General features: G+C 67.6%; 19 protein-coding genes. 7 read left to right on the plus strand and 12 right to left on the minus strand.

Features of this window, described 5'->3' with window-relative positions:
• Window positions 1–75 precede the first annotated feature (75 nt).
• The 3 genes from DTS01S_RS06750 to DTS01S_RS06760 all read left to right on the plus strand — a co-directional run bounded on the left by DTS01S_RS06750 (window position 76) and on the right by DTS01S_RS06760 (window position 2,619).
• Complete coding sequence (locus DTS01S_RS06750; RefSeq protein WP_016448667.1) at window positions 76–849, plus strand: ferredoxin--NADP reductase; 774 nt, start codon at window positions 76–78, stop codon at window positions 847–849.
• Between the two features lie 44 nt (window positions 850–893).
• Complete coding sequence (locus tag DTS01S_RS06755) at window positions 894–1,700, plus strand: IclR family transcriptional regulator (RefSeq protein ID WP_017405286.1); 807 nt, start codon at window positions 894–896, stop codon at window positions 1,698–1,700.
• Window positions 1,701–1,845: 145 nt separating this feature from the next.
• Complete coding sequence (locus tag DTS01S_RS06760) at window positions 1,846–2,619, plus strand: SDR family oxidoreductase (protein ID WP_016448669.1); 774 nt, start codon at window positions 1,846–1,848, stop codon at window positions 2,617–2,619.
• Between the two features lie 92 nt (window positions 2,620–2,711).
• On the opposite strand, the gene DTS01S_RS06765 is transcribed toward DTS01S_RS06760, so the two are convergent.
• The 12 genes from DTS01S_RS06765 to DTS01S_RS06820 all read right to left on the minus strand — a co-directional run bounded on the left by DTS01S_RS06765 (window position 2,712) and on the right by DTS01S_RS06820 (window position 14,406).
• Complete coding sequence (locus DTS01S_RS06765) at window positions 2,712–3,011, minus strand: HigA family addiction module antitoxin (protein ID WP_026062357.1); 300 nt, start codon at window positions 3,009–3,011, stop codon at window positions 2,712–2,714.
• A gap of 42 nt (window positions 3,012–3,053) precedes the next feature.
• Entirely contained in the window at window positions 3,054–3,335 is a 282-nt protein-coding gene (locus DTS01S_RS06770; RefSeq protein WP_016448670.1) for a type II toxin-antitoxin system RelE/ParE family toxin, read from the minus strand.
• 129 nt (window positions 3,336–3,464) lie between these two features.
• Window positions 3,465–4,640, minus strand: coding sequence for an ABC transporter substrate-binding protein (locus DTS01S_RS06775; RefSeq protein WP_016448671.1), 1,176 nt, complete (start codon window positions 4,638–4,640; stop codon window positions 3,465–3,467).
• Between the two features lie 55 nt (window positions 4,641–4,695).
• Window positions 4,696–5,403, minus strand: coding sequence for an ABC transporter ATP-binding protein (locus DTS01S_RS06780; RefSeq protein WP_016448672.1), 708 nt, complete (start codon window positions 5,401–5,403; stop codon window positions 4,696–4,698).
• Window positions 5,390–6,154: an ABC transporter ATP-binding protein gene (locus DTS01S_RS06785; protein ID WP_016452146.1), complete on the minus strand. Its 765-nt coding sequence runs from the start codon at window positions 6,152–6,154 to the stop codon at window positions 5,390–5,392. The genes DTS01S_RS06780 and DTS01S_RS06785 overlap by 14 nt, the downstream gene beginning before the upstream one ends.
• Complete coding sequence (locus DTS01S_RS06790) at window positions 6,141–7,115, minus strand: branched-chain amino acid ABC transporter permease (RefSeq protein WP_017405281.1); 975 nt, start codon at window positions 7,113–7,115, stop codon at window positions 6,141–6,143. Before DTS01S_RS06790 ends, DTS01S_RS06785 begins: the two co-directional genes overlap by 14 nt.
• A complete protein-coding gene (locus DTS01S_RS06795; RefSeq protein ID WP_016448674.1) occupies window positions 7,116–7,979 on the minus strand; it encodes a branched-chain amino acid ABC transporter permease in 864 nt (287 codons plus the stop codon).
• Window positions 7,980–8,199: 220 nt separating this feature from the next.
• A complete protein-coding gene (locus DTS01S_RS06800) occupies window positions 8,200–9,138 on the minus strand; it encodes a LysR family transcriptional regulator (RefSeq protein WP_016448675.1) in 939 nt (312 codons plus the stop codon).
• A 123-nt stretch (window positions 9,139–9,261) separates the two neighbouring features.
• The gene (locus tag DTS01S_RS06805) at window positions 9,262–10,248 is read right to left on the minus strand and encodes a YihY/virulence factor BrkB family protein (protein ID WP_016448676.1); all 987 of its coding nucleotides are present in this window, start codon (window positions 10,246–10,248) and stop codon (window positions 9,262–9,264) included.
• A gap of 70 nt (window positions 10,249–10,318) precedes the next feature.
• Complete coding sequence (garD, locus tag DTS01S_RS06810) at window positions 10,319–11,884, minus strand: galactarate dehydratase (protein WP_016448677.1); 1,566 nt, start codon at window positions 11,882–11,884, stop codon at window positions 10,319–10,321.
• A gap of 159 nt (window positions 11,885–12,043) precedes the next feature.
• Window positions 12,044–13,042, minus strand: coding sequence for a Bug family tripartite tricarboxylate transporter substrate binding protein (locus DTS01S_RS06815; RefSeq protein WP_017405277.1), 999 nt, complete (start codon window positions 13,040–13,042; stop codon window positions 12,044–12,046).
• A gap of 47 nt (window positions 13,043–13,089) precedes the next feature.
• Window positions 13,090–14,406 (minus strand): glucarate dehydratase family protein, encoded by a 1,317-nt coding sequence (locus DTS01S_RS06820; protein WP_017405276.1) that lies wholly within the window; start codon window positions 14,404–14,406, stop codon window positions 13,090–13,092.
• An 87-nt stretch (window positions 14,407–14,493) separates the two neighbouring features.
• Between DTS01S_RS06820 and DTS01S_RS06825 the strand changes: the two genes are divergently transcribed.
• From DTS01S_RS06825 to DTS01S_RS06840, 4 genes are all read left to right on the plus strand, one after another.
• The gene (locus DTS01S_RS06825) at window positions 14,494–15,282 is read left to right on the plus strand and encodes a FadR/GntR family transcriptional regulator (RefSeq protein ID WP_034366548.1); all 789 of its coding nucleotides are present in this window, start codon (window positions 14,494–14,496) and stop codon (window positions 15,280–15,282) included.
• Window positions 15,283–15,464: 182 nt separating this feature from the next.
• Window positions 15,465–16,442: a Bug family tripartite tricarboxylate transporter substrate binding protein gene (locus DTS01S_RS06830; RefSeq protein WP_026062356.1), complete on the plus strand. Its 978-nt coding sequence runs from the start codon at window positions 15,465–15,467 to the stop codon at window positions 16,440–16,442.
• Window positions 16,443–16,488: 46 nt separating this feature from the next.
• Complete coding sequence (kdgD, locus tag DTS01S_RS06835) at window positions 16,489–17,400, plus strand: 5-dehydro-4-deoxyglucarate dehydratase (protein WP_016448682.1); 912 nt, start codon at window positions 16,489–16,491, stop codon at window positions 17,398–17,400.
• Window positions 17,401–17,458: 58 nt separating this feature from the next.
• Entirely contained in the window at window positions 17,459–18,418 is a 960-nt protein-coding gene (locus DTS01S_RS06840) for a Bug family tripartite tricarboxylate transporter substrate binding protein (protein ID WP_047218561.1), read from the plus strand.
• Window position 18,419 lies beyond the last annotated feature (1 nt).

Raw genomic sequence — 18,419 nt, forward strand, 5'->3', positions numbered from 1 at the left:
TGCCTGAATGGCACTGACCTCTCATTGCAACGTCCCGGCGGGCACTGTCCGCCCCGAATTCACCGTATTGCCAACATGAGTGCTTTTCTTGAAGAACGCGTGCTGTCCGTCCACCACTGGACCGACCGCCTTTTCTCCTTCACCACCACCCGTGACACTGCGCTGCGCTTTTCCAACGGCCATTTCACGATGATCGGCCTGAAGGTCGACGGCAAGAACCTGCTGCGCGCCTACTCCATTGCCAGCCCCAATTACGAGGAGCACCTGGAGTTCCTGTCCATCAAGGTGCCCGACGGCCCGCTGACCTCGCGCCTGCAGAACATCAAGGTGGGCGACACCATCATCGTCGGCAAGAAGCCCACGGGCACGCTGCTGATCGACTACCTGCTGCCCGGCAAGAACCTGTACCTGATCGGCACCGGCACGGGCCTGGCCCCCTGGCTGGCCGTGGCGCGCGACCCCGAGACCTACGAGCGCTACGAGAAGGTGGTCGTGGTGCACGGCGTGCGCCATGCCAACGAGCTGGCCTACCAGGAGCTGTTCGAGAAGGAACTGCCCGAGCACGAATTCCTCGGCGAGATCGTCAAGGACAAGCTCATCTACTACCCCACGGTGACGCGCGAGCCCTTCCGCAACCAGGGCCGCATCTCCAACCAGATCACGGCCGGAACCTTCCCGCAGAACATCGGCCTGCCCGAGCTCAACCCCGAGACCGACCGCGTCATGCTGTGCGGCAGCCCCGCCATGCTGAACGAACTCAAGGAGCTGCTGGAGCACCGCGGCTTCAAGGAAGGCAACACCACCACGCCCGGCGACTTCGTGGTCGAGCGCGCCTTCGTCGAGAAGTAAAGCCCACGACACCCCGTGGCGGGGCGGCTGCCGATAATCGGCGCATGCCGCCCTCCTCCTTTCCTTCAGCCCCGCCAGGCGACGAAGACCGCAACTTCATCGTCGCACTGGCGCGCGGGCTGGACGTGCTGTCGTGCTTTCGCTCCGGCGAGAAGCTGCTGGGCAACCAGGACATCGCCAGGCGCTGCGGACTGCCCAAGTCCACGGTCTCGCGCCTGACGCACACGCTGACCACGCTGGGTTACCTCATCCATGTGCCCGAAGAGGGCAAATACCGCCTGGGCACGGCCACGCTGGCGCTGGGCAGCGCCATGCTCTCGCGCCTGGACGTGCGCCAGATCGCGCGCCCGCTGATGCGCAAGCTGGCGGCCGCCACCGATGCCGAGGTGGCCCTGGCCACGCGCGACCGGCACAACATGGTCTACATCGAGCACTGCCCCAGCGCGCGCTTCATGCACCGCGACCTGGACATGGGCTCGCGCATTCCCCTGGCCACCACGGCCGTGGGCCGTGCCTGGCTGGCCGCCAGCCCCGCGTCCGAGCGCCAGCGCGCGCTGGACTATCTGCAGTCTCACGCGCCCGAGCAATGGGCCGCCGCACAGGCCCAGCTGCCGCTGTGGCCGGAGGCAGGCAACCAGCCCCAGCCCTGGCTGTCGCGTTCGTTCGGCGACTGGCAGCCCGAGGTCAACGCCATCGCCCTGGCCTTCTCGCCGGGGCGCGGCCTGCCGCTGATGGCCGTCAGCCTGGGCGGGCCCTCGCGCTTCGTCACGGCCGACGCGCTGCGCCAGGACGGCGTGCCCGCGCTGCAGCGCATGGTGCGGCGGCTGCAGCAGGACATCGACAGGGCCTGAACGCCTGTCCCGCAGGTGCCCGCGCGGTACCGCTCAGCACGGCGCAGCACGGCAAAGTAGCCAAGACGACAGCGTGCACGGTGCCGGCGCCCTAGCATGCAGGTGTTGCTCAACCACCAGAAACCCAAGCCAGGAGACATACAGCATGAGCGTGAAAGCATTGTTCGACCTCACGGGCAAGACCGCCCTGATCACCGGAGGCTCGCGCGGCCTGGGCCTGCAGATGGCCGAGGCGCTGGGCGAGATGGGCGCCCGGCTCGCCATCACGGCGCGCAAGTCCGACGAGCTGGCCGAAGCCAAGGCCCACCTGCAGGGCCTGGGCTACCAGGTCGAGACCTTCACCAACGACCTGCAGAAGTTCGACACCATCCCCGCCCTGGTCGAGGACGTGCTGGCGCGCTGCGGCGACATCGACATCCTCGTCAACAACGCGGGCGCCACCTGGGGCGCCAAGGCCGAGGAATACCCGGACGAGGCCTGGAACAAGGTCATGAACCTCAACGTCTCCGCACCCTTCTTCCTCACCCGCGAAGTGGCCAGGCGCGTGATGATCCCCAAGGGCCGGGGCAACGTGATCATCACGGCCTCGGTCGCGGCCTTCAAGGGCACGCCGCCCGGCATGAACACCGTGGCCTACAACACCTCCAAGGCGGCCGCCGTGCACCTGGCGCGCACCCTGGCCTCGGAATGGGGCCACTACGGCATCCGCGTCAACTCCATCTGCCCGGGCTTTTTCCCCAGCAAGCTGGCCAACGGCCTCATCGACAAGCTCGGCGACCAGCTCATCGCCCGTGCCCCGCTGCGACGCATCGGCGGCGAGGAGGACCTCAAGGGCGCCGTGGTCTACCTGGCGTCCGATGCATCGCGGCACATGACGGGGCAGGCGTTGGTGCTGGATGGTGGAGCGAGCTTGTTGTAAACAACGCAGCCCTGCAATGAGAAAGGCCCCTGTACCGCGGTGCAGGGGCCTTTCTTACGTGAGCCGCTGCGCAGCGACTCAGCATGTCTTCTTCAAGCCTGCAGAGCAAAGGGCTCGATGGACTCCAGTTCGTCGCCTATGGCCTCGCGCGCGATATCGGCGTCGTACTGGCTTTGCAGATTCATCCAGAACTCCACGGACGTGCCAAAGAAGCGCGCCAGGCGCAGCGCCGTATCCGCCGTGATGGAGCGGCCGTTCTTCACAATGGCCGCGATGCGTGTCTGCGGGACATGGATGGCCTGGGCCAGGCGGTATTGCGTCAGGCCCATGGGCTCCAGAAATTCAGTGGCCAGGATTTCGCCTGGCGTGGGGAGGTTCAAAGGTTTGTTCATGGTCAGCACTCCTGCGCCAGATCCTGGATCAACGCTTTCGCTTCAGTGGTAATCGACGATCTCCAGCTGACTCGGGCCTTCATGGGTCCACACAAAGCACACGCGCCACTGGTCATTGATGCGGATGCTGTGCTGCCCCTTGCGATCCCCCTGTAGCGCCTCCAGCCGGTTTCCGGGCGGGACCCTCAAGTCCTGAAGCACATGAGCGGCATGCAGCATCCGAAGCTTGCGCAGCGCAACCACTTCAATGCTGCTCCACCGACGCACCCGCCTCTGCTGGAACAGTTGCTCGGTGTCGGGGCACTTGAATGACTGGATCGTCATGGAAGCAAATAATAACGCGTCGCGTCAGTAACGTCAAACGCAAGTACCGGACAACTGAGTCCACAAGAAAGCGCCTGGGCCAGATCAAGCTGGCACCAGGCGCTTTCGGTCGAAAAACTGAGCGGCGCTCTACTTGTTCGCCACCGTCATCACCGCCTCGATCTTGCCGTCGCGCACAGCGGCGCCGCGCTCCGTGGTCAACGTGCCGCCACGATCATCCACGCCCTTGACGCCGCCGGGGTTCACGTCGGGGCGCAGGGATTTGTAGGCCTCGTCGAGCTTGGCGTGGATGGCCTTGGTGTCCGAGGCAGAGCCGGCCAGCTGCATGGCCTTGACGGTGGCGTGCACGGCCGTGTAGTTCCACTGCGCCTCCGAGCCCGGGATGCGGCCCGGGTAGACCTTGCCGAAGCGTTCGACGAAGGCCTTGTTCTCGGGCTTGGTGTCCTCGGAGACGGGCATGACGCCGATGGCGCCTTCCAGCGGCGCATAGCCGCCGACCACGCGGGCCATTTCGTCGAGCTTGGCCTGGTCCATGACCACGAAGCCGCCCTTGAAACCCAGCTCGCGCGCCTGCTTGACGACCAGGGCCGTGGGCTCGGAGGCTCCGCCCACGAAGAGCACATCGGGCTTTTCGGCCAGTGCCTTGCTCACGCCGCTGTAGAAATCGGTGGCGCGGTTGTAGCTCATGGCGTTCTCGGCCACCACGGTGCCGCCCAGCTTTTCCCAGCCGGGCTTGAAGGCAGCGACCCAGGCCTTGGCGTAGTCGTGGTCGGCGCCCACCAGGGCCACCTTCTTGCCGAAGCGGCCCATCACGTACTTGGAGAACGGGTCGATGTACGAGGTGAACTCGGGCGGGATGCGCAGGGTCAGCTTGTTGCCCCGGTTGGTGATCTGCGGCACCGAGCTGTAGGCCAGCACGATGAAGTTGCTGCGCTCGTTGGTGGTCTGCAGCGCGAAGATGCCGCCCGAATGCGGCACCAGGATGGCCGCCGTCTTGTGCTGCTGCACCAGGCGCTGGGCGTTGATCGCTGTCTCGGACGGGTTGTACTTGTCGTCCAGCGGAACGATCTCGATCTTGACCTTCTTGCCACCGATCTCGGGCGCTGCGGCATTGATCTCGGAGACGGCCATCTGCATGCCGTCGAGCACGTTCTTGCCGTACTGGGCAGCGCCGCCCGACAGCGGGCCGGAGTAGCCGATCTTGACCACCTCCTGCGCCAGCGCGGGGCCGGCGGCGGCCACGGCGGCGCAGGCCAGGGCCAGCGTGCCCACCCTGCGGCGGGTCAATGGTACGAATGCTGTCATGTCTGTCTCCTTGGATCGTTGGTGGTGGTGGCTTGGGTAGAGGCAAGAGGCGGCGTCATGCGCCGATGTAGGCCTTGCGGATGGAGTCGTCGGCCAGCAATTCGGCGGGCCTGCCCTCGCGCACGATGCGGCCGCTTTCCATCACATAGGCGCGGTGCGCGATCTTCAGCGCCGCATAGGCGTTCTGCTCGGCCAGCAGCACGGTGGTGCCGGCCGCGTTGATGCGCTGTATGGCCTCGAACATCTGCTTGATGACCAGGGGCGCCAGGCCCAGCGAGGGCTCATCCAGCAGCAGGGCCTGGGGCCGGCCCATCATGGCGCGGCCGATGGCCACCATCTGCTGCTGGCCGCCCGACAGCGAGCCGGCCGGATCATGCTGCTTCTCGCGCAGGATGGGAAACAGCTCCATCACCTCCTGCAGCGTCTTCTGGCTGGGACCGGGGTCGCGGCGGTGCACGTAGGCGCCCAGCTGCAGGTTGCGCAGCACCGACATCTGGGGGAACAGCTTGCGCCCTTCGGGGCACTGCACCACGCCGGACTGCACGATGGCCGAAGGCTTGCGCCCGGCCAGCTCCTGCCCGTTCCAGACGATGGAGCCGCCCGCGGCCTTGTGGATGCCGCTGGCCGTGAGGAACAGCGAACTCTTGCCCGCGCCGTTGGCGCCCAGCAGCACCACCAGCTCGCCCCGGTCGGCATGCAGGCTCACGCCGTCCAGCGCCAGGAAGCTGCCGTAGCGCAGCGACACGTTCTCAAACTTCAGCATGCTCGCTCCCCAGGTAGGCATCGATGACGGCGGGGTTGCGGCGTATTTCCTCGGGCGTGCCCTCGGCGATCTTCTCGCCGTAGCTGAGCACCAGGATCTTGTCGGCCAGGCTCATGATCATGCCCATCTTGTGCTCGATCAGCGCCACCGTGATGCCGTGGCGCACCAGCTTGCGGATCAGCTCGGCCAGGCCCTCGGTCTCCTCGGGGTTGACGCCGCCGGCGGGCTCGTCGAGCAGCATCAGCTTGGGGTCGGTGGCCAGGGCCAGCGCGAAGGCCACGCGCTTGCGCTCCTCCTGCGTGATGTCGCCCGCGATGCGGCCGGCCACATGCGACAGGCCCACGAAGTCCAGCGCGTCGCGTGCCTTTTCGCGGCACACGCGCTCTTCCTCGCGCAGGCGGCTGGAGCCGCGCAGCACGTCCCATAGCCCTGAGCGCGTGCGCAGCCGGTGGCCCACGATGAGGTTGTCCAGCACCGTGGCGCGGTCGAACAGCGCCGTGGTCTGGAAGGTGCGCGCCACGCCCAGTTTCGCCACCTGGTCGGTGCGAAGCGAGGTCACGTCCTGGCCATTGAAGGTGATGGTGCCCGAGGTGGGCTTGTGCACGCAGCTGATCAGGTTGAAGAACGTGGTCTTGCCCGCGCCGTTGGGGCCGATGATGGCGTTGATGCGGCCTTCCTCGATCACGGTGCTGACATCGCTCACGGCGGCCAGTCCGCCGAACCGCTTGGTCAGGTGGTCAATCTTGAGCATGCGGCTTGCCCTCCTTGGCATTGCGGCGCGCGCGCCAGGCGGTGACGCTGCCCACCACGCCGTAGGGCATGAAGATCACCAGCATCACGAGAATGGGGCCGAAGACGATGAAGCGGTACTCCTGCAGGAACTGCAGGTACTGCGTGATCCAGGGCATGCCGATGGCGCCCAGCAGCGGCCCCAGCACCGTGCCCATGCCGCCGACCATGGCGAAGATCATCATGTCGAAGGTGTGGTGCACGCCCGCCATGTCCGGCCCGATGAAGCGCACGAAGCCCGCATACAGGCCGCCCGCCACGCCCGCGTAGACCACGCTCAGCATGAAGGCCAGCACCTTGTTGCGCATGAGGTTGATGCCGAGCGCCTCGGCCAGCTCGTCGCTGTTGCGGATGGCCACGAAGGTGCGGCCCAGCAGCGACCGGACGATGCGCCGCATCACCCAGACCGAGGCCACGAGGAAGGCCAGCACCAGGTAGTACAGCGCCAGCGGCGACTCGAAGCTCAGCGCACCCAGGGCCTCGGGCGCGGGGATGCCCATGATGCCCACCGTGCCGTGGGTCAGGCCCTCCCACTTCTCGATGACGAGGAACATGATGTAGCCCACGCACAGCGTGAAGATGGAGAAGTAGTGGCCCTTGAGCCGCAGCGAGACGATGCCGATCAGGTAGCCCAGCACCGCGCACACCACGCCCGACATCACCAGCCCGCCCCAGAACGGCCAGCCATGGTCCACCGTGAGGATGCCCACGGTATAGGCGCCCGCGGCCATGAAGCCCGCATGCGCCAGATTGAGCTGGCCCGTGTAGCCCGTGATCAGGTTCAGGCCCAGCGTGGCGATGGCGAAGATGTAGGCCGTGCTCATCACCGTGAGGTGGTAGTCGTTGCCCGCCAGCCAGGGAAAGGCGATGCCGGCGGCCAGCAGCAGGCCCCAGGCAACGCGGGAGTCGATGAATCCGTTCATTCAATGACTCCTCTTGGCGAACAGGCCCTGAGGGCGCAGCGACAGGATCACCACCAGCAGCACGAAGGCGATGATGTCCTTGTAGTCGGTGGAGATGTAGTAGGCGCCGAAGCTCTCGGCGAAGCCGATGATCAGCCCGCCCAGCACGGCGCCCGGGATGCTGCCCATGCCGCCCAGGATGATGATCACGAAGGCCTTGGTGATGACCAGGTGGCCCATGGCCGGATAGACCAGGTTGATGGGCGCATACAGCGTGGCCGCCACGGCCGCGAGCACGCCTGAGATGGCAAAGGTCAGCATGGATACGCGGTTGGCATCGATGCCCACCATCGATGCGCCCTCGCGGTTCTGGGCCATGGCGATGATGGTCGAGCCCGTGGTGGTGCGCGTCAGGAACAGGTGCAGCGCCACCATCAGCGCAAAGGCCGCGACTATGATCAGCAGGCGCTGCGCAGGCGCCGTGATGCCGCCCATCTCCACGATGGAGGTATAGGGCGTGGGCATGCGCTGGAAGTCCGCGCCCCACAGCGCCTGGGCGCCCGCTTCCAGAAACAGCAGCAGCCCGATGGAGGCGATCTTGGGATGCAGGGGCGAGGCCTTGCGCAGCGGATGGAAGATCAGCCGCTCGCTGACGATGCCCAGCACCGCCACCGCCACCGCCGCCACCAGCATGGCCGCCCAGTAGCCCCAGCTCCAGGCCACCATGGCCTGGAAGGCCACGAAGGCGCCGATCATGTAGAAGCCCCCGTGCGCGAAGTTGGGCACGTGCAGGATGCCGTAGACCAGGGTCAGGCCCAGGGCCACGAGGCCATAGATGCCGCCCAGGGTCAGTCCGTTGAGCACTTGCTGCAGGAAGACGTCCATCACCGCCTCCCGCCTGCCGCCGCCGGTGGCCGCCACCGGACCAGGGTCTGTTCTCGCATTGCCTTGCCTCCTTGTTTGCTGTGAACCAGCTTAGGAGGCGGTGCCGTGCACCATCAACCCGAAGATTCCGCACAGCGGAATTCACCTGGGAAACCCCGAGGCGCAAACCGCTGCGGCAGTAACCTAGATGACAGGCGCAGGCCGGCAGGAGCGGGGAACGCTAGATGGACAGCGCCGGCAGGTTCTCGGGCAGGCCCTGCATGGAGCGCTGCGTGTGCTCGGCCACGAAGTCAAGGAAGCTGCGCACGCGCGCCGGCATGAACTTGCGCGTGGGCAGGGTGGCGTAGAGCGTGAATCGGCCCGTGGTCCATTCGGGCAGCACATGGCGCAGCCGGCCCGAGCGCAGGTGGCGCGCGATCAGGTCCAGCGGCTGGGTGCTGATGCCCGCGCCGTCCAGCGTGGCGCGCAGCAGCGTGCCCGTGTGGTTGGCCACCAGCACGGGGCGCACGGCCACCTCGACCTCGCCCGCGTTGCCGTCGAGCCGGCGCATGCGCAGCATGTCGGAGCGGCCCTGGATGCGCCGGCGCAGCAGGCACTGGTGGCCGGCCAGGTCCTCGGGCACGACAGGCACGCCATGGGCGTCCAGGTACTCGGGCGCGGCGCAGGCCAGGCCGCAGGTGGTGACGATGGGCCGGGCCACCACGTTGCCGTCGTAGCCCTCCTCGGCATTGACGAAGGTGATGTCGTATTCGCCCACGGCCGCCTCGCTGGCCGACTCCACGAAGACCTCGATGCAAATGCGCGGATGCAGGCGGTGGAAGTCCGCCACCAGCGGTGCCAGCACATGCTCGGCGAACACGGGCGGCGTGAGCACGCGCACGGCGCCAGACAGCTCCAGCGTGTGCGCCTGGGCCAGGCTGAAGGCGTCCTCCACATCGGCCAGGATGCCGCGCACGCGCTCCAGGTAGGCCTCGCCAGCCTCGGTCAGCGACACGCTTCGCGTGGTGCGCTGCAGCAGCCGCGTGCCCAGGTGCTGCTCCAGGTCGGCCACCAGGCGCGTGACCGTGGGCACGGACATGTCCAGGCGCCGCGCCGCCGCCGAAAACCCGGCCTCGTCGGCCACGGTCTGGAATACCCGCATGGTCTGCAATCGGTCCATCTTGTCCTTGGCCCCCGGCCTTGGTGCCAGGGGACTTTGCTGCATTGTTCCATTGCCCAAACGCCTGCGCCGCGGCTTTGCGGGCCGCGGCGCAGGCGTTCATCTTCGTCGAAATGCGGGAACTCAGCCCTTGCCGCCCGGAGTGTCCCCGGCGCTGGCCGCCTCGGCGGGCGGCGCCCAGCGGATAGGGTGGGTGAAGCGCACGCCGGCATCGCTGAAGGCCTTGGCCGTGGCGGCCGACAGCAGCAGGATGGCCGAGGAAAAGTAGATCCACATCAGCAGCACCACCAGCGAGCCCGCCGCGCCATAGGCCGAGACCACGGCCGCCGTGGCCAGGTACCAGGCCAGGGCCTGCTTGCCCAGCGTGAACAGCAGGGCGCCGATGATGGCCCCGAAGATCAGATAGCGCAGCCGGGGCTTGGGGCCGCCGCCTATGCGCATCAGCCCCACAAAGAGCAGCACGGTGATGCCGAAGGACACGCACTCGTTGATCAGGCTGACCAGCGGCCCCAGCGGCTGCATCTGCAGCTTGGTGCCGGCCCAGTTGGTGATCAGCTGGATGGCCGTGGACAGGGCCATGGACACCAGCAGCAAGAAGCCAAGCGCCAGCACATAGGTCAGGCCGCGCAGCCGCAGCGCGGCCATGCGCCACCACACGGCCTTGGGCGGCGGCGGCTCGCCGTTGGAGGTCCAGAGCCTTTCCAGCGCGGACTGCAGCTCCACGAAGACACCGGTGGCGCCCGACATCAGCAGGATGAAGCCGAACAGCGAAGCCAGCCGCCCCTCGTCGGGCCGCTGGGCGCTTTCCAGCGCGCCGCGCACCACCTGGGCGCCGCGCTCGCCGATCACGTCCTGCACCTGATCGATGAGCTGGTGCTCCACATAGCTGCGGTCCACCCACCAGCCCAGCACGCCGACCAGCAGCAGCAGCAGCGGGGCCAGGCTCAGGATGCCGTAGAAGGACATGGCGGCGCTCATGCGCAGGCCATCGGCGTCCAGCCACAGCTGCACGGCGTTCCACATGGCGCGCAGCGGGTTCAGTTCCAGCAGCCGGTCCAGGCGTGCGGACCAGAACGAGGCGGGGGGAGTTTCCGGGGTATCTGAGGGCATGGCCCCCATTGTGCGCAGCGGCGCACCGGCGCCCTGTCAGCCTGTGCCGACAGGGGCCTGTGCGCGCGGCTCAGGTCACGGGCGCTGGATTGAACAGCACCAGGGCGTTGTGCAGCTTCCACTGCTCGGCCCAGGTCTTCCTGCGGCCGCTGGCCACGTCCAGCATCAGGCGGAACATCTCCCAGCCCACGTCCTCGATGCTGGCCTGGCCCTCGGCGATGCGGCCCGCGTTCACGTCCATCAGGTCATGCCAGCGCCGCGCCAGGTCGCTGCGCGTGGCCACCTTGATCACGGGCACCTGGGCCAGGCCGTAGGGCGTGCCCCGGCCCGTGGTGAACACATGCAGGTTCATGCCGGCGGCCAGCTGCAGCGTGCCGCAGATGAAGTCGCTGGCCGGCGTGGCCGCGTAGACCAGGCCGCTTTGGATGCCCCGGTCGGCCAGACGCTGGCCCGGCGACAGCACGCCGGTGATGGGCGCCGTTCCGCTCTTGATGATGGAGCCCATGGCCTTCTCGACGATGTTGGACAGGCCGCCCTTCTTGTTGCCCGGCGTGGTGTTGGCGCTGCGGTCCACGCGGCCCTTGTCCAGGTAGGCGTCGTACCAGGCCATCTCCTCGATCATGGCCTGGGCCACCTCGGGGCTGGAGGCGCGCGAGGTGAGCTGGTCGATGCCGTCGCGCACCTCGGTCACCTCGCTGAACATCACGGTGGCGCCTGCGCGTACCAGCAAATCGGTGCAAAAGCCCACGGCCGGATTGGCCGTGACTCCGCTGAACGCATCGCTGCCGCCGCACTGCACGCCCACCACCAGGGCGCTGGCCGGCACGGTCTCGCGCCGGCGCGCGTTCAGCCGCTCCAGATGCACCCTGGCGCGGCCCATGATGGAGTCCACCATGGACATGAAGCCCACATGCGCCTCGTCCTGCAGGCAGACCACGTCCAGCGCGGGCTCGCGCTCATCGACGATGGGGAAGGACCCCGGCGGCAGCAGCCGCTCGGGCTGCAGCTTCTCGCAGCCCAGGCTCACCACCATCACCTCGCCGCCGAAATTCGGGTTGTGGCTGATGTTGCGCAGCGTGCGCTGCGGAACCTCGGCGCCCACGGCATCGATGGCCACGCCGCAGCCATAGCTGTGCTCCAGGCCCACCACATCGTCCACGTTCGGATAGCGCGGCAGCAGCTCGGCCTTGATGCGGCCCACCGCGAAATCCAGCACCCCGGCCACGCACTGCACCGTGGTGGTGATGGCCAGGATGTTGCGCGTGCCCACCGTGCCATCGGCATTGCGGTAGCCCTCGAAGGTGTAGCCCGTCAGCGGCGGCAGCGCGGGCGGCTGCACCGTAGCAATCGGCAACCCCTCAAGAGACAGCGCCCCCGGCATGCGCAGCAGCCGCTCATGCACCCAGCTGCCCGCGGCAATGGCCTGCAGCGCATAGCCGATCACCACGTTGTAGCGGCGCACCTCGCCGCCCTCGGCAATGTCCACCAGCGCCACCTTGTGCGCCTGCGGCACCTTGTCGACCAGCACCAGCCCCCCGGGCATCACCGTGCCCGCAGGCAAACCCCCGTCATTGGCCACGATGGCCACGTTGTCGGCCGGATGCATGCGGATGGAAAGAGGAAGTGGGGTACTCATGGCAATGTCTCAATTTTCTAGGGGCCTGTCGCAATCGGAGTGGGCCCTCGCAACCGTCACGTCCCAACTCAGGAACGCCGAGCAAGAGCCGCCTCGCGGCGAAGGCGTTGTCCCCCTCCGCGAAGCGAGAAGGGGGAAGGCGCGAAGCGCCTCAGGGGGTCACTCTGCTTTTATTCCAGCAGCCTTGATCACCTTCCCCCACTTGACCACCTCGGCCTTCTGGAACTCGCCCAGCTCGGCCGGTGTCATCTGCGAAGGCAGCATGCCGAAGTTCTTCAGGCGCGCCTGCACCTCGGGCGTGGCGACGATCTTCATGATCTCCGCATGCAGCCGCTCCACGATGGGGCCCGGCGTGCCTGCGGGCGCGAACACGGCCTGCCACGATCCCATGTCGAAGCCCTTCTCGCCGGCCTCGGCAATGGTGGGCACATCGGGCAGGGATTCCAGGCGCTTGGAGCTGGTCACGGCGATGGGGCGCAGCTTGCCGGCCTGCACATGGGGGCCGACGACCAGGGCGGTGTCGAACATCATGTCCACCTGGCCGCCGATCACGTCCTGCACGGCCGGGCCGCTGCCCTTGTAGGGCACATGGGTGAACTTCACGCCCGTCTGGTAGCCCAGCAGCTCCAGCGCCATGTGGTTGGAGGTGCCGCTGCCCGGCGAGGCCGAGGTCAGGCCGCCCGCCGCTGCCTTGGCCTTGCTGGCGGCCAGCACGTCGGCCAGCGTCCTGTAGGGGCTGGAGGCCGGCACCACCAGCACCAGCGGGCCCGAGCCCAGCATGGCCACCGGCGTGAAGGACTTGACCGGGTCGTAGTCCAGCTTGGCGTACAGGCTCACATTGATGGCGTGCGAGCTGATGGTGCCGCCCAGGATGGTGTAGCCATCGGCCGGTGCGCGCGCCGCAATGGCCGAGCCCACGCTGCCGCCCGCGCCGCCCTTGTTCTCGATCACCACGGGCGTGCCCAGGGCCTTGCTCAGCGGCTGGGCGATCACGCGCGCCAGCGTATCGGTATTGCCGCCGGGCGGGAACGGCACCAGGTAGGTGATGGGCTTGCCCGTGGGCCAGTTGCCCTGCGCTGCGGCCGGCATGGCGGCCAGGGCCGTGCCCAGCAGCAGGGCGCTGGCGAGGGAATGTTGGATGAGTGTGCGGCGTTGCATGGTGCTTGTCTCCGGGTTTGTGTCGTTGGAATCGTGTGAAAGCGGGTTCAGAAGCGCGGCTGGTGGCCGGTGAACGCGGGGTCGTACTTGCGCATCTGCCCCAGGTCGTCGCGGTTGCGGATGCCGCAGTGCAGGTAGTTGTCGTGCAGGCGGGCCAGGGCCTCGCGGTCCAGCCGCACACCCAGGCCGGGCGCCGTGGGCACGCGCAGGCTGCCCTGCTCGAACTGCAGCCGGCCGCCCTCGACCACTTCCTCGTCCTGCCAGGGGTAGTGCGTGTCGCAGGCATAGGTCAGCAGGGGCACGCTGGCGCACAGGTGCGTCATGGCCACCAGGCTGATGCCCAGGTGGGAATTGCTGTGCATGGACAGGCCCAGGTCGAAGGTGCGGCACAGCGTGGACAGGCGCTGCGTGGCGCGCAGCCCGCCCCAGTAATGGTGGTCGCTGAGCACGATCTTCACGGGGCAGCCCATGTCGGCGTTGCGGCGGAACTCGGCAAAGTCCGTCACCACCATGTTGGTGGCCAGCGGCACATCGCACTCGCGCGCCACGGCGGCCATGCCGTCCAGGCCCGGCGCCGGGTCCTCGTAGTACTCGAGCACGCCCTGCAGCTGCTGCACGATCTTCAGGCTGGTCTCCACCGTCCAGTTGCCATTGGGATCGATGCGCAGCGGCGTGCCCGGAAAGGCATCGGCCAGCGCCAGGATGCCGGCCGCCTCCTGCCCGGGCGGCAGCGCGCCGGCCTTGAGCTTGATGCTCTGGAAGCCGTACTGCGCAATCATGCGCCGCGCCTGCTCCACCAGCTGCTGCGGCGCCAGGGCCTCGCCCCAGGCGTCGGGCGAAGAATCTGGCCCATAGGGCCTGTCGATGTGCTCGGCGTACTTGTAGAACAGGTAGGCCGAGAACGGCACGCTGTCGCGCGCCGCCCCGCCCAGCAGGTCCACGATGGGCGCCCCGGCCATCTGGCCCTGCAGGTCCAGCATGGCGACCTCGAAGGCGCTGACCACCTTGGCCACGGTCTTGGACACATGCGTGCCCGGCGCCAGCGACACCTGCTGGCCCAGGAACTCCGACGCCGTCAGCGCAGGCGGCGCCACCAGGGCCGCGACGCGGGCCTCCATCTCGTTGAGCGCCCAGGGCGACAGCCCCACCAGCGCGGGCGCGGCCTTGGCCAGCGCATCGAGCATGGGCTGGTCGCCGTAGCTTTCGTTGATGCCGACCAGGCCCGAGGCCGTCTCGATCTCGATGATGGAGCGCAGCGCCCAGGGCTCGTGGATGCCGGCCGCATTGAGCAGCGGCGGATCACGGAAGGCAATGGGCGTGATGCGGACGTGGCGGATCGCGTGGGTCGCTTGGGAGGTGCTCATCTGGACTGCGGACGGGGTCGGAAAATCGGAAAAATCTGCGAAAGCATTGACGTCTTGTGATACGTTGTCGTACAACTTGGAGCGATTATGATCAGCACCATGGAAAGTTCGGCAAAGGGATTTCCCGCATCACCCCCAACGATCGAGCTTCCCCTGCGAGGAAAGTCCGGTCGCAGCGGCCGCAATCTGGCCGCCCTGCTGTTCGACGAGTTCGCGAGCAAGATCCGCAACGGCCTGCTGGCCGAAGGCGAGAAGCTGCCCACGGAATCGTCGCTGGTGCAGACCTACGAAGTCAGCCGCACCGTGGTGCGCGAGGCGCTGTCGCGCCTGCAGGCCTCGGGCCTGGTGGAGACGCGCCATGGCATAGGCACCTTCGTGCGCGCCGCCCAGCCCGCATCCACGCTGATGCTCAATGCCGACGAGCTGACGGCCGCCGTGGACGTGATGGCCGTGCTGGAGCTGCGCATCAGCCTGGAGACCGAAAGCGCCGGCCTGGCCGCGCTGCGCCGCAGCCCCGAGCAGCTGCAGGGCATACGCACGGCGCTGCAGGCCTTCGAGATCGCCTTTGCGCGCGGCGAGGACACGGTGGCCCATGACCTGGCCTTCCACACCCAGATCGCCGAGGCCACGGGCAACCGCTACTTCGGCGACATCCTGCGCCACTTCGGCGCCCAGCTGATTCCGCGCACGCGCATCGCCTCCATCCACCAGCCCCAGCGCGACCCCGACTACCTGCGCCGCGTCAACCGCGAGCATGAGGAAATCCTCGCCGCCATCGAGCGCCAGGACGCCGACTCGGCCCGCGCGGCCATGCGCATCCACCTGACCAACAGCCGCGAACGCCTGCGCCTGGCGCAAAAGACCAGCGCCGCCTGACGTCTTCTGACGCCTTCTGGGCATCCTGGACCGCCCTGCGCCCTGCGCCCTGCGGGACCGATGGCGCCGGCACAGGAATTCAGACAACCAAGGGAAAACCCTTTATCACGGCATGCATGTCTCGGTCGAAAATTCGCTCCAGTTGTACGACAACTGACAACATAAAACCCGGAGACAAGAGCATGACCCTGAGCCGAAAGCAATTCTTGCGCGCCGCTGGCGCCACCGCCCTCGTGGCCACCGGCGCCGGCGCGCTGGCCCAGAGCAACTGGCCCACGCGGCCGCTGCGCCTGGTGGTGCCCTACCCGCCGGGCGGCAGCTCGGACATCATTGCGCGCGCCATCGGCCCGCTGCTGTCGGCGGAACTCAAGCAGCCCGTGGTCATCGAGAACAAGCCCGGCGCCAACGGCAACCTGGGCGCCGACATGGTGGCCAAGGCCCAGCCCGACGGCCACACGCTGATGCTGTGCGACCTGGGTGCGCTGGCCATCTCGCCCTCGCTCTACACCAAGCTGTCCTTCGACCTGTCCCGGGACCTGCGCGGCACCGCCATGCTGGCCTACTCGCCCCACCTGCTGGTGGTCCACCCCTCGGTGCCGGCCAACAACCTGCAGGAGCTGGTGGCCCTGTCCAAGAAGGAAGACCTGAGCTTTGCCGTCACCGCCACGGGCAGCGCCCCGCACCTGGCCGGCGTGGAACTGGCGCGCGCCACGGGCGCCCGCTGGGAATACGTGCCCTACAAGGGCGGCGTGCAGTCCATCCAGGACACGGTGGCCGGCCAGACCCAGGTGCTGATGAACGGCATGCTGGCCACCTATCCCCATGTGCAAAGCGGCAAGCTCAAGCTGCTGGGACTGTCCAAGGGCACGCGCATGCCGCTGGCCGCCAACGTGCCCACCATCGCCGAGCAGGGCGTGCCCGGCTTCGAGACCGGCACCTGGCAAGGCGTGGTCGTTCCCGCCAAGACGCCCGAGGCCGTGGTCCAGCGCCTGCATGAGGCCCTGATCACCGCCATCCGCTCGCCCGAGGTGCGCGCCCGCCTCACGGGCCAGGGCGCCGAGGTCGTGACCATGAACCCCGCCGAGACCGCGCGCTTCCTGGCCACCGAACGCCAGCGCTGGCAAAAAGTGGTTCAGACAGCCGGTTTGAAGCTCGACTGATTCCACCCCTTTTTCTTTCTTCCCCACCCTTGTTCCCGAGAGCACCATGACCCCCCAAGACCTCAAAGACGTGATGAGTTCCGGCCTGCTGTCCTTCCCCGTGACGGACTTCGACAGCAACGGCAACTTCAATGCCAAGGGCTATGCGGCCCGCCTCGAATGGCTGGCCCCCTACGGCGCCAGCGCGCTGTTCGCGGCTGGCGGCACGGGCGAGTACTTCTCGCTGTACGGCGAGGAATACGGCCAGATCATCAAGACCGCCGTGGACACCTGCCGCGGCAAGGTGCCCATCATCGCGGGCGCCGGTGGTCCCACGCGCACGGCCATTGCCCATGCCCAGGAAGCGGAGCGCCTGGGCGCCCACGGCGTCCTGCTGCTGCCCCACTACCTGACCGAAGCCGGCCAGGAAGGCCTGATCGCCCATGTGGAGCAGGTCTGCAAGAGCGTGAAGTTCGGCGTCATCGTCTACAACCGCGACCGCACCCGCTTCACGCCCGAATCGCTGGCCATCCTGGCCGAGCGCTGCCCCAACCTGGTGGGCTTCAAGGACGGCATGGGCAACATCGAGACCATGTCCTCCATCTTCATGACGATGGGCGACCGCTTCGCCTACCTGGGCGGCCTGCCCACGGCCGAGGTCTATGCGGCCGCCTACAAGGCCCTGGGCACGCCGGTGTACTCCTCGGCCGTCTTCAACTTCATCCCCAGGACGGCGATGGCGTTCTACGAAGCCGTGCGCACCGACGACATGGCCACGCAGCACAAGCTGCTCAAGGAATTCTTCATGCCCTACCTGAAGATCCGCAACCGCGTCGAAGGCTACGGCGTGAGCATCATCAAGGCCGGCGCCAAGCTGGTGGGCCACGACGCCGGCCCCGTGCGCGCCCCGCTGACGGACCTCAAGCCCTCCGAGCTGGAAGAGCTCAAGGCCCTGATCGACAAGCTCGGCCCCCAATAAGCCACAAGACCGGGCGCAGGGGCCAGTCCGGCCCTTGCGCCCCCCAGGAGACAAGAACATGAAAAAGATTCTGATCGCGCTGGGTGCCGCACTGGCCCTCACGGCGCAGGCGGCCGGCAGCTTTCCGGACAAGGCCGTCAACATCATCGTGCCCTTCCCGGCTGGCGGCTCCACCGACACCGTGGCCCGCGCCATGGCCCTGAGCATGGGCGAGCAGCTGGGCAAGCCCTTCGTGGTGGAAAACCGCCCCGGCGCCACGGGCACCATCGGCGCGGGCGCCGTCAAGCGCGCACCGGCCGATGGCTACACCCTGCTGGTGGCCTCGCTGGGCCCCTTCGTGGTCACGCCGCACCTGGTCAAGAACGTGCCCTATGACGCAGGCAAGGACTTCGACTACATCACCATCCCCGTGCAGGCGCCCAACGTGCTCGTGGCCAGCCCCGCGCAGAAGGCCCGCACCGTGGCCGAGGTCATCGCCGCGCTCAAGGCCAACCCCGGCAAGATCAGTTTCGCGAGCTCGGGCAACGGCTCCTCGGACCATCTGTCGGCCGAGCTGTTCTGGCAGCAAAGCGGCACCGAAGGCATGCACGTTCCCTACAAGGGCGGCGCCCCGGCCATCACCGACCTGATCGGCGGCCAGGTGGACTTCTCGTTCCAGAACGTCAACGCCGTGCTGCCCCATCTGCGCAGCGGCAAGCTGCATGCGATCGCCGTGACCGGCAGCCAGCGCTCGCCCGTGCTGCCCGATGTGCCCACGCTGGCCGAGGCCGGCGTCAAGGGCGCCGAGGTCTATTCCTGGCAAGGACTGGCCGCACCCAAGGGCCTGCCCGCCGATGTGAAGGCCAAGCTGGCCAAGGCCGCCATCGCCTCCGTGCAGCAGCCCGACATCCGCAAGCGCTTCGTGGAGCAGGGCCTGGAGATCGTGGGCAACACGCCCGAGGAATTCACGCGCTACCAGGCCCAGGAATCGGAGCGCTGGAGGCAGCTCATCCAGACAAGAAAGATCACCGCTGATTGAG

Origin of the sequence: Delftia tsuruhatensis NBRC 16741 (assembly GCF_001571325.1) — a bacterium.
In the GTDB taxonomy this organism is placed as follows: Bacteria; Pseudomonadota; Gammaproteobacteria; order Burkholderiales; family Burkholderiaceae_C; genus Comamonas; species Comamonas tsuruhatensis.

Bases quoted from the DNA above. Each gene is read 5' to 3' on its own strand.
- DTS01S_RS06785 (WP_016452146.1), bottom strand. From the start codon at position 6,154: ATGCTCAAGATTGACCACCTGACCAAGCGGTTCGGCGGACTGGCCGCC.
- DTS01S_RS06750 (WP_016448667.1), top strand. From the start codon at position 76: ATGAGTGCTTTTCTTGAAGAACGCGTGCTGTCCGTCCACCACTGGACC.
- DTS01S_RS06770 (WP_016448670.1), bottom strand. From the start codon at position 3,335: ATGACGATCCAGTCATTCAAGTGCCCCGACACCGAGCAACTGTTCCAG.
- DTS01S_RS06780 (WP_016448672.1), bottom strand. From the start codon at position 5,403: ATGCTGAAGTTTGAGAACGTGTCGCTGCGCTACGGCAGCTTCCTGGCG.
- DTS01S_RS06820 (WP_017405276.1), bottom strand. From the start codon at position 14,406: ATGAGCACCTCCCAAGCGACCCACGCGATCCGCCACGTCCGCATCACG.
- kdgD (WP_016448682.1), top strand. From the start codon at position 16,489: ATGACCCCCCAAGACCTCAAAGACGTGATGAGTTCCGGCCTGCTGTCC.
- DTS01S_RS06790 (WP_017405281.1), bottom strand. From the start codon at position 7,115: ATGAACGGATTCATCGACTCCCGCGTTGCCTGGGGCCTGCTGCTGGCC.
- DTS01S_RS06755 (WP_017405286.1), top strand. From the start codon at position 894: ATGCCGCCCTCCTCCTTTCCTTCAGCCCCGCCAGGCGACGAAGACCGC.
- DTS01S_RS06795 (WP_016448674.1), bottom strand. From the start codon at position 7,979: ATGGACGTCTTCCTGCAGCAAGTGCTCAACGGACTGACCCTGGGCGGC.
- DTS01S_RS06800 (WP_016448675.1), bottom strand. From the start codon at position 9,138: ATGGACCGATTGCAGACCATGCGGGTATTCCAGACCGTGGCCGACGAG.
- DTS01S_RS06775 (WP_016448671.1), bottom strand. From the start codon at position 4,640: ATGACAGCATTCGTACCATTGACCCGCCGCAGGGTGGGCACGCTGGCC.
- DTS01S_RS06825 (WP_034366548.1), top strand. From the start codon at position 14,494: ATGATCAGCACCATGGAAAGTTCGGCAAAGGGATTTCCCGCATCACCC.
- DTS01S_RS06805 (WP_016448676.1), bottom strand. From the start codon at position 10,248: ATGCCCTCAGATACCCCGGAAACTCCCCCCGCCTCGTTCTGGTCCGCA.
- DTS01S_RS06830 (WP_026062356.1), top strand. From the start codon at position 15,465: ATGACCCTGAGCCGAAAGCAATTCTTGCGCGCCGCTGGCGCCACCGCC.
- DTS01S_RS06815 (WP_017405277.1), bottom strand. From the start codon at position 13,042: ATGCAACGCCGCACACTCATCCAACATTCCCTCGCCAGCGCCCTGCTG.
- DTS01S_RS06765 (WP_026062357.1), bottom strand. From the start codon at position 3,011: ATGAACAAACCTTTGAACCTCCCCACGCCAGGCGAAATCCTGGCCACT.
- DTS01S_RS06840 (WP_047218561.1), top strand. From the start codon at position 17,459: ATGAAAAAGATTCTGATCGCGCTGGGTGCCGCACTGGCCCTCACGGCG.
- DTS01S_RS06760 (WP_016448669.1), top strand. From the start codon at position 1,846: ATGAGCGTGAAAGCATTGTTCGACCTCACGGGCAAGACCGCCCTGATC.
- garD (WP_016448677.1), bottom strand. From the start codon at position 11,884: ATGAGTACCCCACTTCCTCTTTCCATCCGCATGCATCCGGCCGACAAC.